Source organism: Halomonas sp. CSM-2 (genome assembly GCF_002119345.1).
GTDB lineage: Bacteria > Pseudomonadota > Gammaproteobacteria > Pseudomonadales > Halomonadaceae > Vreelandella > Vreelandella janggokensis.
In genome coordinates, this window is the sequence record NZ_NBYR01000004.1 from 78,258 (window position 1) to 92,453 (window position 14,196).

8 protein-coding genes are annotated in these 14,196 nt (G+C 59.2%); 7 read left to right on the top strand and 1 reads right to left on the bottom strand.

All coding sequences use genetic code 11. The annotated features are described in order from the left end of the window. Nucleotides 1-93: 93 nt before the first annotated feature. Nucleotides 94-3,096: a DNA translocase FtsK gene (locus B7L15_RS04200; protein WP_085917765.1), complete on the top strand. Its 3,003-nt coding sequence runs from the start codon at nucleotides 94-96 to the stop codon at nucleotides 3,094-3,096. A gap of 141 nt (nucleotides 3,097-3,237) precedes the next feature. After that, a complete protein-coding gene (lolA, locus tag B7L15_RS04205) occupies nucleotides 3,238-3,894 on the top strand; it encodes an outer membrane lipoprotein chaperone LolA (RefSeq protein WP_085917766.1) in 657 nt (218 codons plus the stop codon). 28 nt (nucleotides 3,895-3,922) lie between these two features. On the opposite strand, the gene B7L15_RS04210 is transcribed toward lolA, so the two are convergent. Further along, nucleotides 3,923-5,257 (bottom strand): replication-associated recombination protein A, encoded by a 1,335-nt coding sequence (locus B7L15_RS04210; protein WP_085917767.1) that lies wholly within the window; start codon nucleotides 5,255-5,257, stop codon nucleotides 3,923-3,925. A 111-nt stretch (nucleotides 5,258-5,368) separates the two neighbouring features. Here B7L15_RS04210 and B7L15_RS04215 point away from each other — a divergent pair, with 111 nt between their 5' ends. The 5 genes from B7L15_RS04215 (at nucleotide 5,369) to B7L15_RS04235 (ending at nucleotide 14,152) form a co-directional block, all read left to right on the top strand. Beyond that, nucleotides 5,369-5,914, top strand: coding sequence for a hemerythrin domain-containing protein (locus B7L15_RS04215; protein ID WP_066318002.1), 546 nt, complete (start codon nucleotides 5,369-5,371; stop codon nucleotides 5,912-5,914). A 135-nt stretch (nucleotides 5,915-6,049) separates the two neighbouring features. Further along, complete coding sequence (locus B7L15_RS04220) at nucleotides 6,050-6,883, top strand: glutamate racemase (protein WP_085917768.1); 834 nt, start codon at nucleotides 6,050-6,052, stop codon at nucleotides 6,881-6,883. A 40-nt stretch (nucleotides 6,884-6,923) separates the two neighbouring features. After that, nucleotides 6,924-8,036 carry a tRNA (uridine(54)-C5)-methyltransferase TrmA gene (gene trmA, locus B7L15_RS04225; protein WP_085917769.1) on the top strand — a complete coding sequence of 371 codons (1,113 nt, stop codon included), beginning with the start codon at nucleotides 6,924-6,926 and terminating at the stop codon, nucleotides 8,034-8,036. Nucleotides 8,037-8,200: 164 nt separating this feature from the next. After that, nucleotides 8,201-13,024, top strand: coding sequence for an NAD-glutamate dehydrogenase (locus B7L15_RS04230; RefSeq protein WP_085917770.1), 4,824 nt, complete (start codon nucleotides 8,201-8,203; stop codon nucleotides 13,022-13,024). A gap of 102 nt (nucleotides 13,025-13,126) precedes the next feature. Beyond that, a complete protein-coding gene (locus tag B7L15_RS04235) occupies nucleotides 13,127-14,152 on the top strand; it encodes a quinone-dependent dihydroorotate dehydrogenase (RefSeq protein ID WP_085917771.1) in 1,026 nt (341 codons plus the stop codon). Nucleotides 14,153-14,196 lie beyond the last annotated feature (44 nt).

Sequence of the window (14,196 nt, forward strand, 5' to 3'; positions counted from 1 at the left end):
ATCGAGAGGCCCTGTGACGGCAGCAGGATGCTCGGTATGATACAAACTCGCAAGTGGATTAACGGCGCCAATGGGTGCAAAAGGGAGAGTCGCTTGAAAGTGAATAAAGCGGTCGACAAGCGAACACAGCGTAACACGCGCCAAAGTGGGTCTTCTGCGCGGGTTAATGCCGCCAAGGACAAAGCGCGTCGGTTTGGGTTACGCCTGCAAGGGGCTGCGCGGGATGGCGTGGTCGTGGCGTTGTTGGCGGTATGTACGTTTTTATTACTGGCACTGTTTAGCTATTCGTCATCGGATCCTGGTTGGTTGTCCGAGGGTCCGGAAACCGCCGTCAGCAACTGGATGGGCCCGGTAGGCGCATGGCTTGCCGATGTGCTCTATTCGCTGCTGGGTGCCAGCGCCCTTTGGTGGCCTGGCATGGTGGGCTATCTGGCCTGGTGGCTGGTGCGTTCCCGACAGGTGCGCTTCGAGCTGGACCCGGTTGCCGTGGCGGTGCGCGCCGGTGGCCTGATGCTGTTGATGTTCGGCACCACCATGCTTGGTGCGCTGCATTTTTATAACCCTGAAAGCCCGCTGCCTTATGCCTCGGGGGGAATTCTTGGTGAAGGCCTGGTCGGCGCATTACGCCCGCTGGTTAGCAGTGGCGGCGTGGGGCTGATTGCCGCCGCGCTTATCTTGAGTGGTTTTCCGCTCTTCAGTGGGATGTCGTGGCTACAGGTTGCCGACGAAGTGGGCCGGCGTCTCTGTCGCCTGGGGGGGTGGTGGTCAGCACGCCGTCAGGCGCGTCGAGAGGCCCGGCGTGCCCGCGCCAAGCAGCGCGCAGCAGCGCGGCCCGCGGCGGAGCCCGCGCAGCGCTCGCCATTGGCAGAGCAGGATGCTGAGAGCAGCGTCGGTAAGAAACGCCGTGAGCCCGCCGTATCCGCGCCTTCGGCGGAAGACGACTCAACGGAACGTGATAACGTGACGGATACGTCGATTCCCTGGACCGCCGCTGCGCGAACGCCGTCTGCCACGGCTTTCAAGGCGGAACCCCAACCACGGTCAGCGACTGAAGAGAGCTCAACTGATAGCGCTACACAGACGCCCGTGAAGCCTGAAACCGCTGCGACGGCACCCTCGCTGAGTGAGACGCCGACCGTTGAGTCTTCGGCTGATCGCCAGGGGAGCCACCTGGACGAACCATTGACGCCGTCCTCCAGTGAGGACGAGGCCAGCGAGTCGTTTCCGTTGCACGCCTCGCGCCGCGATGCTGAGGCTGAACCGTCATCTAACTCGCCGCTGTCAGCCGCCGATGACGAACCCGCGTCGCCACCATTGGCGGGCGCCCCGGCATCCGAACAGCCTCGGCCGCTGACAGCCGAACGGACCAAAGAGCGCGTGCCTGAAGTCGTGCCCGAGCCGGTTTGGGACGATGATGATGAAGAGCTCGCGTCACAACCAACGGTATCGACACCAGCCCCTGCGCGTAGTGAGCCGACCTTCAGCCCGGACGACGCCGCCGAGGCAGAGGAATCCGATAACGGGCCGACGCTGTGGACCGTTGAGCATCTGCAGAACCAGCGTCCCAGCTTCGATCATATCCCTGACCCTGAAGGTGATGTGCCGAGCTTGCGCCTGCTGACGCCGGCGGAGCCTCACCAGCCCAACTACACCGACCAGCAGCTCGCCGATATGGCCGAGCTTCTGGAAGTGCGGCTGCGCGAGTATGGTGTGAAGGCCGAGGTGGTCGATACTTGGCCGGGGCCGGTGATTACGCGCTTTGAAATCAAGCCGGCTGCCGGTGTGAAAGTTTCCAAGATCAGCAATCTGGCCAAGGATTTGGCGCGTTCGTTGATGGTCAAGAGCGTTCGCGTGGTCGAGGTGATTCCCGGGCGCCCAACGGTGGGTATCGAGATTCCCAACCCTCACCGGGCAATGATCCGGCTCCGCGAGGTGATCGATTCCGACCGTTATCAACAGGAAAAATCACCGCTGACCATGGCCTTGGGGCAGGATATCGGCGGTGGCCCTGTCGTGGCCAACCTTGGCAAAATGCCGCATTTGCTGGTGGCCGGTACGACCGGGTCGGGCAAGTCGGTGGGCGTCAACGCGATGCTGATTTCGATGCTGCTCAAGGCCACGCCGGATGAGCTGAAACTGATCATGGTCGACCCCAAGATGCTGGAGCTATCGGTCTACGATGGTATTCCTCACTTGCTGGCGCCGGTGGTCACCGACATGAAAGAAGCGGCCAACAGCCTGCGCTGGTGCGTCGCCGAAATGGAGCGCCGCTATAAGCTGATGGCGGCCATGGGGGTGCGTAATATCGCGGGCTTCAACGCCCGTCTGGACGAAGCCGAGCGCGCTGGTGCCCAGGTGGCGGATCCGCTTTGGGAGCCGCAACCCTGGGAAATGCACCAGACGCCGCCGATACTTGAGAAGCTGCCCTACATCGTGGTGGTGATCGACGAATTTGCTGACATGTTCATGATTGTGGGCAAAAAAGTCGAAGAGCTCATCGCCCGTCTGGCGCAGAAAGCCCGCGCGGCGGGCATCCATCTGATACTCGCCACCCAGCGCCCGTCAGTGGACGTGGTCACAGGTCTGATCAAGGCCAATATCCCCTCGCGGATGGCCTTCCAGGTCTCGTCGCGGATCGATTCACGCACCATCCTGGACCAGGGCGGCGCGGAGAGCCTGCTGGGGCATGGCGACATGCTCTACCTGCCTGCCGGGTCAGGCCCGCCCAATCGCATCCACGGGGCCTTTGTCGACGACGATGAAGTTCATCGCGTCGTCGAGGATTTGAAACGCCGCGGTGAGCCTGAGTATATCGAGGAGATCCTGTCGGGCGGCGTATCAGCGGATGCATTGACCGGCCTGGAAGCCGAGGGTGGCGACAGCGATGATGCCGAGCAGGATGCGCTGTACGATGAAGCCGTGCAGTTCGTGACGCAAACGCGCAAAGCGTCGATTTCTGCCGTGCAGCGGCGCTTTAAAATTGGCTATAACCGTGCGGCCCGCCTGGTGGAAGCCATGGAGGGCGCGGGCGTGGTGTCGTCGATGGGTACCAACGGTGCCCGCGAAGTCCTGGCGCCGCCACCGGTGGGCCAGTAGCCCGCACGTCAAACGTGCAATAAGCGTGAAAGTCCGGCGAGCGGTGAAACTTGGGCGCCGGACGAGCGTCTTAATGGCTAATCGAGTGGTTCGGCTGATCCACTGTTATGTTTATTTGGCAAGGTTGCCTAGGGAGATCGCATGCGCGATACGCAAACTCGACGTCCTTCATCGTTAGCACTGGCTGCCAGCGCGCTGGGGTTAACACTTACAGCGCCGTTGGCCTTGGCCAATGAGGCGGCAGAGCGATTGACTGAACGCCTCGACCCGCTGCAAAGCTATCAGGCTTCGTTCGAGCAACGGATTCTTGATGGCAGCGGCGAGCGGTTGCAGGACGCGCGGGGCGAAATGTGGTTGTCCCGCCCCGGCCTGTTGCGCTGGGAAGTCGAAGCCCCTTATACGCAAACCGTGGTATCCGACGGTGACGATGTCTATCTCTACGACCCTGACCTTGAACAAGTGACCGTTCAGGCACTGGATGAGCGCGTTACCCACACACCCGCGCTGTTGCTTTCAGGCCAGGTCAGTGAGCTGACGGAAAGCTACGATGTCGAATATGAACAAGACAGCGGCGATGACGTCTTTACCCTGGTGCCTACCTCGGTAGACACCTTGTTCGAGCAGCTACAGATGGTCTTTGACGGTGATATGCTCACCGAGCTGTGGATGACCGACAGCACCGGCCAGCGCACGTCGATTACCTTCAGCAACGCCGAGCGCAATGGCTATATCGATGAAGAGCGTTTCGAATTCGACATCCCTGACGGCATTGATGTGATCCGCGAAGACCAGCGCTAGCCTCCATTGACTTCTGAACAGAGGCCGATCAGGCATCCGGTGCCTGATCGGCCTCTTTGTCTTGTGCGTCGCGCCAGGCCATGATCTCGGCAAAGCGCTTTTCCTGGCCGAATCCGCTGGGTTGGTAAAACGTCTGTCTGGGTAGCTCGTCCGGCCAGCAGTCGTGAGCACTGCCGGCCGGGTAGCCGTCTTTTTCATTGTGAGCGTAACGGTAGCCTTTGCCATGGCCGAGCTGCTCCATCAGCTTGGTGGGCGCGTTTCGCAGGTAGGTCGGCACCTCAACCTGGGGCTGTTGGCGGACGAACTGCTGGGCTTTGTTCCAGGCCTGGTCAATGCGATTGCTTTTGGGTGCCACCGCGAGGTGTATGGCTGCGTGGGCGATCGCCCGCTGGCCTTCGTAGTCGCCCAGGCGTAGATAAGCATCCCAGGCGGCGATAACCAGTGGCAGCGCGCGAGGGTCGGCGTTGCCCACGTCCTCAGAGGCAATGGCGCTGAGCCTTCTCACCACATCAAGTGGATCGCCGCCGCCCTGAATGAAGCGCGCCATATACAGCAGAGCAGCATCGGGCCGCGATGAGCGCACCGATTTGTGGATCGCCGAGAGCAGGTCATAATAGGCGTCGCCCTGCTTGTCGAAGGCGCTGGCCTGATGGCCAATCACATCATTGAGTACACTTTCGGGAAGCCTTTCGCGGCCTGCCTCGTGCAGGGTGAAGTCGCAGGCGGTTTCCAGTAGGCCTAATGCGCGGCGGGCATCCCCGGCGCTGGCGTGGGCCAGGGCGGTCAAGACTGAAGGTTCCACCTCGATGGCGCGCTTACCCAACCCGCGCTCGGGGTCCTCCAGCGCCTGGCGCATCACGCTGATCAACTCGTCTTGGGTAAGCGATTTCAAGACGTAAACCCGTGCCCGGGAGAGCAGTGCCGAGTTGACTTCAAAGGACGGGTTTTCGGTCGTTGCACCAATCAGGGTCAAAAGCCCGGACTCCACGTGGGGAAGCAGGGCATCCTGCTGACTCTTGTTCAATCGGTGAATTTCATCTAAAAATAAAATCGTCGGTGAGTTGATCTGTTGGGCGCGATCGACAACCAGACGAATATCCTTCACACCTGCCATGACAGCGCTGAGCTGCTCAAGATGGGCATTTGACGCATGCGCGAGCAGTTCCGCCAGCGTGGTTTTTCCGACCCCCGGCGGTCCCCAAAGAATCATCGAGCGGACAACCCCCGACTCTGCCATGCGTCGAAGCGGTTTATCCGGGCCGACGAGGGCTTGCTGGCCGATAAAGTCTTTAAGCAGGCGCGGCCGCATCCGGTAGGCTAATGGGGCATCGTCGGCTGGGGTTTCGCGGCTGAAAAGATCCATGGAAGCTCCGTTTATCGCTGACCCATCTGTTGGGTTTGTTATCTTAAGGTGTATGGTAAAGCATGTCTGCTCAGACTACCTTTGGCGTAAGACGATAAAGGAGACGGCCCAATGTTAAACCAACTGCGTTCGGATCATGCCAACATGGCAAGGATGCTGCACGTCCTGCAGCTCAAGCAAAAGACGCTGGCTCAGGGCGAACGTCCCAACTTTCAACTCATGCGCGAGGTGGTGGATTACATCTTGTCCTATATGGACGGCTTTGCCGTGCCGTTGGAGCGGATCTGCGTCGAACGCCTGGGTAAGGTGGCGCCCGAATACTCGTCCCTCACCGAGAAAATGGCCGAGGATTATCGGCAACTGACGCCTCGTCTGCAGCAGCTATCCAATGATATCGATATGATTCTGATGGATAACGTGCTGCCGATGGATAGGTTTGCCGACGATTTGAAAGCCTACCTGGACGCCCATCGGGCCTACTTGCGTCACGAGCGTGAGGAGCTGTTTCCGTTAATCGACAAGCACTTCAGCGAAGATGACATGGAAGCGTTGCGCCAGTCGTTGCCGGCTGAGGCTCAACAATCGCTTGAGCGTCTGCAGTTGGCGTACCCGGAACTTTATGCCGAGCTGCGCGGCGCCGATGTGCCCAACGTGTAAGTTTGTCTATTGACCGGGCTGACGATGGCTTATCAGCTAGCGCGTGCGTGTTAAACTAGGCGCCTTGATGAAACGCAGACTGGGTCAATAGGCAGGGGCGATAGTGGGCATAAGCATCGGTTGTAGCGTGAAAGGATGAGCCAGGGGCCTGTTCTTATATTTGATTCCGGCGTGGGCGGGCTTTCGGTAGCGGCAGCGCTACGACAGCACTACCCCCACGCCGGTTTTTGTTATGCCTGCGACAACGCATGGCTGCCTTATGGCCTGCGTGACGACGCCACGCTTGCCGACCGCATTGTGGCCGTTTGCCTGGCGGCCGTGGCGGCCTGCCAGCCCAGCGTACTGGTCGTCGCCTGCAATACCGCCAGCACCCTGGCCCTTGAAAGGCTGCGCTGGCATTTGACGATTCCCGTAGTGGGTACGGTACCGGCGATCAAGCCGGCGGCGGCGCTCAGCCAGACCCGCCATATCGCGCTGCTGGCCACCAGGGCTACCGTCGGTCGTCCCTACACCCAGGCATTGATCGACCGCTTTGCCAGCGACTGCGTGGTGACCAGGGTCGCAGCAGATGCTCTGGTGAGCGAAGCCGAAGCTTGGCTGGCAGGTCATCCCCCCGATGAAGCGCGCCTCCAGGCAGCGATGGCGCCGCTCTGGCAGGCCGCTCAGCCAGATCTCACCGCGCCCGTCCCGCCTACGTCTGGGCCGCATGCCCCCGCGTTGGATACGATTGTGCTGGGCTGCACGCATTTCCCTCTCTTGAAACCCTGGTTGGTCGAGCTTGCCCCTGTGCCGCTCAACTGGGTCGATTCCGGCGATGCCATCGCCCGGCGCGTCGGCCAGGTGGCGGGGACGCTGTTAACGAGTGCGGCGGACGGACGTTGCTTTACCACGGCTCCGGCCCCGCATTTAACGGATGGTCTGTCACGCTATGGTTTTCACCCCGCGCAGCCCTTAACCCTTGCGCCTTGATGTTCACAAATATTGTTTACGAATATAAAGAGGAGCCGCTTTGGCTATTCCCGACGTTGACCCCGAACGCTATGCCGAGCAACTCGCCGACAAGCAGGCCTATGTCGAACGCCTTTTTGCGTCCTTCGAGCCGCCGACCATGGAGGTGTTTGCCTCGCCGCCCAGCCACTATCGCCAGCGCTGTGAGTTTCGTATCTGGCATGAGGGCGATGATCTTTTCTACGCCATGTTCGAAGTCACCCCGGGGAATCCCAAGAGCAAGCGCGTTATCCGGCTCGATCAGTTCCCGGTGGCCAGCGAGGCGATCAACCGGTTGATGCCGCGGTTACGCGACGCCTTTCTGGCAAGCGATGAGCTGCGCCGTCGACTGTTCCAGGTCGAGTTTTTAACCACGCTCTCCGGCGAGGCGCTGGTGACGCTGATCTATCACCGTCCGCTGGGCGATGACTGGGAAGCCGAGGCACGCGCGTTAGAGGCAGAACTGGGCATCATGATCATTGGTCGTTCGCGCAAGCAACGCCTTGTGCTTACCCAGGATCACGTCTGGGAGCGCCTGGAAGTGAAGGGCCGCACGCTGCATTACCAGCAGGTCGAGAACAGCTTTACCCAACCCAATGCGCATATCTGCCAGGCGATGCTGGGATGGGCCTGCGACGTGACAGCGGGGCGCGAGCAAGAGGATTTAGTCGAGCTATACTGCGGTAACGGTAACTTTACCATTGCCCTGGCAAAGAACTTCCGCCGCGTGCTGGCCACCGAAATCTCGCGCACCTCGGTGGCCAGTGCCAACGTCAATCTGGCTGCCAATGGCGTGACCAATGCTCAGGTGGCGCGGATGTCGGCTGAAGATTTCGCCCTGGCACTGAAAGGTGACAAAAGCGGCCGACGTGTAGCGGAAATGGCGCTAGACACATATGACTTCTCGACGGTGTTGGTGGACCCGCCACGGGCCGGGCTTGATGAGCAAAGTTGCCAGCAGATCAGCGAATACGCCCAAATCGTCTATATTTCATGCAACCCGGTAACACTTGCTGACAACCTGGCTCAGCTTATGCAAACCCACAAGATTGAACGCTTTGCGTTGTTTGACCAGTTTCCGTTTACCGACCATTGTGAATGTGGGGTATGGCTTACGCGGCGCTCATCACCATGATGATACCCATGCTGGTGATGCGTAAGTGGTATGCGCTATGAGCAACCGTGCAGGTGACTAGGGCGATGCCTGCGGGTAGCGTAAGCTAACTGGAATGATGGCCTAAAGGCCTATTGTCCTTCGTTTTTTTGGCCAGGTGATGGCCCCGGCAGTAGAGGTGATGGATGCATTACGTTGCGATTGAAGAAAGTCGGCAAGATTTGTTGAAGCAGCTACAGGAACGTCTGCACGATCGCTTGGAGCCGACCCGCGCCGAGGCCATTGATGCCTTTGCGCGTCACTTCTACGCGACGGTGCCCGTTGAAGACCTGATTGACCGTCGCCTGGATGACCTTTACGGGGCGACACTGTCGATTTGGCAATTCCTTCAGCACCACGATCCTCAAAGCCCCAAAGTGCGTGTGTTCAACCCCGATTTCGAAGAGCACGGCTGGCAGTCGACCCATACCTTTGTGGCGGTGCTTCACGAGGATATGCCGTTCCTGGTCGACTCGGTGCGGATCGAGCTCAATCGTCGCGGTTTAACGGTGCATGCCATTCAAAATGCGGTGTTAGCGGTGAGCCGTGATGCCCAGCATCAGTTGCAAGCGCTTGGTTCACCCCGCGATGCCCAGGCACCCGAGGCGCGCGAATCACTGGTGGTGATCGAAGTTGATCGCCACACCGACCCGGAACTGTTGGGCACAATCGAGCACAATCTTCACGAGGTGCTGCGCGATGTGCGTACCGCCGTGGGTGATTTTGATGCCATGTGCGAGCAAATTCGCAGTTCGATTCAGGAGATCGAGAAAAACTGCCCGCCGCAAATCGACCCTGACGACCATGAAGAGGCGATTGCCTTTCTGGAATGGCTGCTCAAGGATAACTTTACCTTTCTCGGCTACGATGAGTACCTGCTCGAAGATGGTGAGCTGACCCGGGATCCTGACAGCGTGCTGGGGGTTTTCCGTCTGGATCAACCCCGCTATTGCGAGCGGATCCGTACCGAAGAAGGTATCGGTGACGACGATAACTACGTGTTGGTGCCGCAGTTGCTGTCGTTTGCCAAGAGCGCTCATCACTCGCGGGTTCATCGCCCCACCTATCCCGATTACATCACTGTCGACCGTTACGACGACGACGGCAATGTCATTGGCGAGCGGCGTTTCTTCGGCCTGTTCACTGCCACGGTGTATAACGAGTCGCCGCGCAATATTCCCTTGCTGCGCCGCAAGCTCAAGGCCGTCATGGATATCGCCGGGTTCAACCCGCAGGGGCATAACGGCAAGCAGTTGCTTCAGGTGCTGGAAGTTTATCCCCGCGATGACCTGTTCCAGATGAACACCGAGGCGCTGGCCAGTACGGCGTTGGGCATTCTGGATATTCGCGAACGCCGTCAGGTGCGGCTGTTCATACGCGCCGATGTCAGCGGCAAGTTCTATTCGTGCCTGGTCTTCGTGCCGCGGGACGTGTTTTCCACTGATTTGCGTCAACGCATTCAACATCTGCTCTGCGACGAGTTGGACGCCCGCTTCGGCGACTTCAACACGTACCTGTCGGAGTCGGTACTCGCGCGTATCCAACTGATTTTGCGCTTCAATGGTGATGCACCCAGCCAATACGACCTGAAACGCCTGGAAAATAAAGTTGCGCGCCTGGCACGCAGCTGGCGCGATGATTTGCAGGCGGCGATGATCGAGGGGTTCGGCGAAGAGCAAGCCAATAACCTCATGGAACAATTCCAAGAGGCGTTTTCTGCCAGCTATCGCGAAGACTTTACCGCGCGTACGGCGGTCTTCGACGTCCAGCATCTGCTGACGCTGGATAGCGAAAACGACTTGGCGCTTTCTCTCTACCGGCCGATGGAAGAGCAGAGCGGTGGCGTGAATTTGAAGCTGTTCCATCGGGCGTCGCAGATTCCGCTGTCGGATGTGCTGCCGATGATGGAAAACCTTGGCCTGCGGGTCATTGGTGAACGTCCCTATGATATCAACAGCCCTCAGCAGCGCTACTGGATCCACGATTTTGAGCTGGAGCACAGCGGCGCCGAAATGAGCCTGTCGGAAATGCGCGAAACGTTCAGCGAAGCGTTCAAGCGCATTTGGGTGGGCGAAGCCGATAACGACGCATTCAACCGCTTGATCATCGGTGCAGGCCTGGACTGGCGGGAAGTGGCCATGCTCCGGGGCTATGCCCGTTATCTGAAGCAGATTCGCTTTGGCATGTCCCAGGATTATATCGCTACCACGCTGGCAAACTATCCCGTGATTACCCAGACGCTGGTCGAGCTTTTCCAGCAGCGCTTCGACCCAGGTCTGGATGAGCACGACACCAGCGACTGCATAGCGCGTATCAATGAGCACCTTGAGGCGGTTGCCAGTCTTAATGACGATCAACTGCTGCGCCGCTTCATGGAGCTTATCCAGGCGACGTTGCGCACCAACTATTACCAGCAAACCGAGAATGGCCGAGCCAAGGACTACATTGCCTACAAGCTTGAGCCTTCCAAGGTCACCGGGATGCCCAAGCCGCGCCCGATGTTTGAGATCTTTGTTTGCTCGCCACGGGTCGAGGGGGTGCACCTGCGCGGCGGCAAGGTGGCCCGGGGCGGGCTGCGTTGGTCCGACCGTCACGAAGATTTCCGCACTGAAGTGCTCGGGCTTGTGAAAGCACAGCAGGTCAAAAACGCCGTGATCGTGCCTGTCGGCGCGAAAGGCGGCTTCGTCTGCAAGCGGATGCCGGAGAATGCCGACCGCGAGACCCAGCAAAAAGAAGGCATTGCCTGCTATCAGCTGTTTATCCGTGCGTTGCTGGATGTCACCGATAATCTTGTGATGGGCGATGTCGTGCCACCACAACACGTGGTTCGCCACGATGAAGATGACGCTTACCTGGTGGTTGCCGCGGATAAGGGCACGGCAACCTTTTCGGATATTGCCAACGAAATCTCGCTTGAATACGGCCACTGGCTGGGAGATGCCTTCGCGTCTGGCGGTGCCAACGGCTATGATCACAAGAAAATGGGGATCACTGCACGCGGGGCCTGGGAATCGGTCAAGCGTCACTTTAAGAACCTGGATATCGACACCCAGCGTGATGAGTTCAGTGTGATCGGCATCGGTGACATGGCAGGCGATGTGTTTGGCAACGGTATGCTGTTGTCCGAGACGATCCAGCTGGTGGGGGCTTTCAACCATCTGCACATTTTTGTCGATCCCACACCGGACCCGGCCGCTACCTTTGCCGAACGCCAGCGCTTGTTCAAACTGCCACGTTCCAGTTGGGAAGATTACGATCAGACGTTGATCTCCCAGGGTGGCGGCATTTTCAGCCGTAGCGCGAAATCGATCGTCATTACCCCTGAAATGCAGGCGGTGTTTGGCATTGAAGAGACGCGGCTGTCACCCAACGAGTTGATCCGCGCCATGCTGGTCGCCAAGGTCGACTTGATCTGGAACGGCGGCATCGGTACCTACGTGAAAGGCTCCGAAGAAACCGACGCAGAGGTGGGTGATAAAGCCAACGATTCGCTGCGCATCAACGGCAACGACCTTAACTGTCGTGTGGTCGGCGAAGGCGGTAACCTTGGCCTGACGCAACTGGGCCGCATGGAAGCGGCTGCCAAAGGGGTGCGGGTGTATACCGACTTTATCGATAACGCCGGGGGCGTTAACTGCTCCGACCACGAAGTGAATATCAAGATACTGATTGATGAAGTGGTCAAACGCGGTGACATGACCGACAAGCAGCGCAATCAGTTGCTGGCCGAGATGACCGATGAGGTGTCCGATCTGGTCATTCTGGATAACTACCGTCAGACCCAGGCGCTGGATCTTTCGGCGATTCTTTCCCAGCAGGGCATGGGTCCTTACCGGCGCTTTATCAGCGAACTTGAGTCGGCGGGGCAGATTGATCGGGAACTTGAATTCCTGCCCACCGACGACGTCTTGAAAGAACGTTCAAGCCAGCAGCAGGGGATGCGCCTGCCGGAACTCTCGGTGTTGATCTCTTACGCCAAGAGCACGCTGAAAGGCGACCTGATCGCCTCAGAGGTGCCCGATGACCCGTATATTCACCATCACCTCGAGCGCCTGTTCCCGGCGGTGCTGACCGAACGCTATCGGTCGGAAATGTATGACCACCGTCTGAAGCGTGAAATCGTCGCCACCCAGGTGGCCAACGATCTTGTCGATCACATGGGGGTTGTGTTCGTACGCCGGCTGATGGATTCAACGGGCGCTGGCCGAGCGGACATCGCGCGGGCTTATGTGGTTGCCCGGGACAGCTTTAATCTGCCTTCCCTGTGGGCCCAGTTGGAAGCGCTGGATAATCAGGTACCCAATCGCGTTCAGTACGCGATGATGCTGGATGTGATGCGCATGATCCGCCGCGCGACGCGCTGGTTCCTGCGCCAGCATATGGGGCTCTCGACCCAGGACACCATCGAGTACTTCCGGCCGCGGCTGACGCAACTCCAGGAAGGGATTGGTGAGCTGTTAAGCGGTGAAGAGCAGGCGGCATGGCAGCAACGCTATGCAGAGTTGCAGTCAGCGGGCGTGCCGGATGCGTTAGCCTCAACCGTAGCAGCGGCCCCCAGCCTGTATGCGGGGCTGGGTATTATCCAGGCGGCCCGGGCCACTAATGAGAAACCTCAACGGGTCGCCGAGGTGTACTACGAGATTGGTAGCCGTCTGGAGCTTCCCTGGATGATTCAGCAGGTTACCCAGCTTGATGTGCGTGATGCCTGGCAGGCCCAGGCGCGGGAAACCTTCCGTGATGATATTGACCGCCAGCAGTTGGCGCTGACCACCAGTGTGCTCAAGCTGGAAGCGGGCAGTCGCGAGACCCAGGAGCGAGTTGCCCAGTGGCTGGAACAGCACGCGGGTCTGCACAACCGCTGGTGTCGCTTGATCGACGAGGTGCGTAGCGGTAGCGAAGGCGGTTTTGCGCTGTTCGCGGTGGCTATTCGTGAACTGGTCGATCTCGCTGAAAGCGATAGCGAAAGCTAGTTCGACGCTTTCACCGATGTATCAAGCGCGCCCACTCGGGCGCGCTTTTTTAGGTTATAATGATGCCCGTTTTAAAGCCTTCCTCGTTTCAAGAGACTTTCCATGTACGCCCTTGCCCGTTCGCTGTTCTTCCGCATCGACCCCGAGACCTCCCACGGTATGGCGCTGGGCGCTCTGGATGCCCTGCACCGCGTAGGCGGCGTTAAACGGTTGATGGGCCCGCCCGTTGATGACCCTGTCGAGTTGATGGGGCTGCGTTTTGCCAACCGGGTGGGCCTGGCAGCGGGGTTGGACAAGAACGCCGATCACCTCGATGCCCTGGGAGAGATTGGCTTCGGGTTTATAGAAGTCGGCACCGTCACCCCGCAGGCCCAGCCGGGTAACCCCAAGCCCCGCCTGTTTCGTCTTGCCGGGCACGAAGCCATCATCAACCGATTCGGGTTTAACAACCGGGGCGTTGCGCATCTGGTCGCGCAAGTAAAGCAGCGTCACTATGGCGGTATCGTGGGCATTAATATCGGCAAAAACCTGACCACGTCGGTTGACGATGCGTTGGGTGACTACCTGGCCTGCCTGGAAGCGGTTCATGGGGTGGCGGATTATGTGACCGTGAATATTTCTTCACCCAACACACCAGGACTGCGTACGCTGCAGTTTGGCGCTCAGTTGGATGCGCTTTTGGGCCCCATCCGGGCGCGCAGTCAGGCTCTGGACGAGCAGGAAGGTCGACAGGTGCCATTGCTGGTAAAAATTGCCCCGGACATGACTGACGAAGAAGTGGCATTGGTGGCGGCTAGTATCGAGCGCAACGCCTTTGACGGGGTGATTGCCACCAATACCACCATCTCGCGGGAAATGGTGGCGGGTGACCCCCAGGCTGACGAAGCAGGTGGACTTTCGGGCAAGCCGGTGTTTGAAGCCTCGAACCGTATCATCCGTTTGCTGCGCGCCCACTTGCCGGATATGCCGATTATCGGCGTCGGCGGTATCGACAGCGGCGAGGCCGCCAGAACCAAGCGTGACGCCGGCGCGGACTTGGTGCAGCTGTATTCCGGACTGATTTATCGTGGCCCCAGGCTTGTCAGCGAGTGTGCCGAAGCACTACAAAACGATAAAAAGCCCGCTTGATGAAGCGGGCTTGAGGGGTATTCAGTAAAACGATGTATAGAGAT

Bases quoted from the DNA above. Each gene is read 5' to 3' on its own strand.
- B7L15_RS04230 (WP_085917770.1), top strand. From the start codon at position 8,201: ATGCATTACGTTGCGATTGAAGAAAGTCGGCAAGATTTGTTGAAGCAG.
- lolA (WP_085917766.1), top strand. From the start codon at position 3,238: ATGCGCGATACGCAAACTCGACGTCCTTCATCGTTAGCACTGGCTGCC.
- B7L15_RS04210 (WP_085917767.1), bottom strand. From the start codon at position 5,257: ATGGATCTTTTCAGCCGCGAAACCCCAGCCGACGATGCCCCATTAGCC.
- B7L15_RS04235 (WP_085917771.1), top strand. From the start codon at position 13,127: ATGTACGCCCTTGCCCGTTCGCTGTTCTTCCGCATCGACCCCGAGACC.
- B7L15_RS04220 (WP_085917768.1), top strand. From the start codon at position 6,050: ATGAGCCAGGGGCCTGTTCTTATATTTGATTCCGGCGTGGGCGGGCTT.
- B7L15_RS04215 (WP_066318002.1), top strand. From the start codon at position 5,369: ATGTTAAACCAACTGCGTTCGGATCATGCCAACATGGCAAGGATGCTG.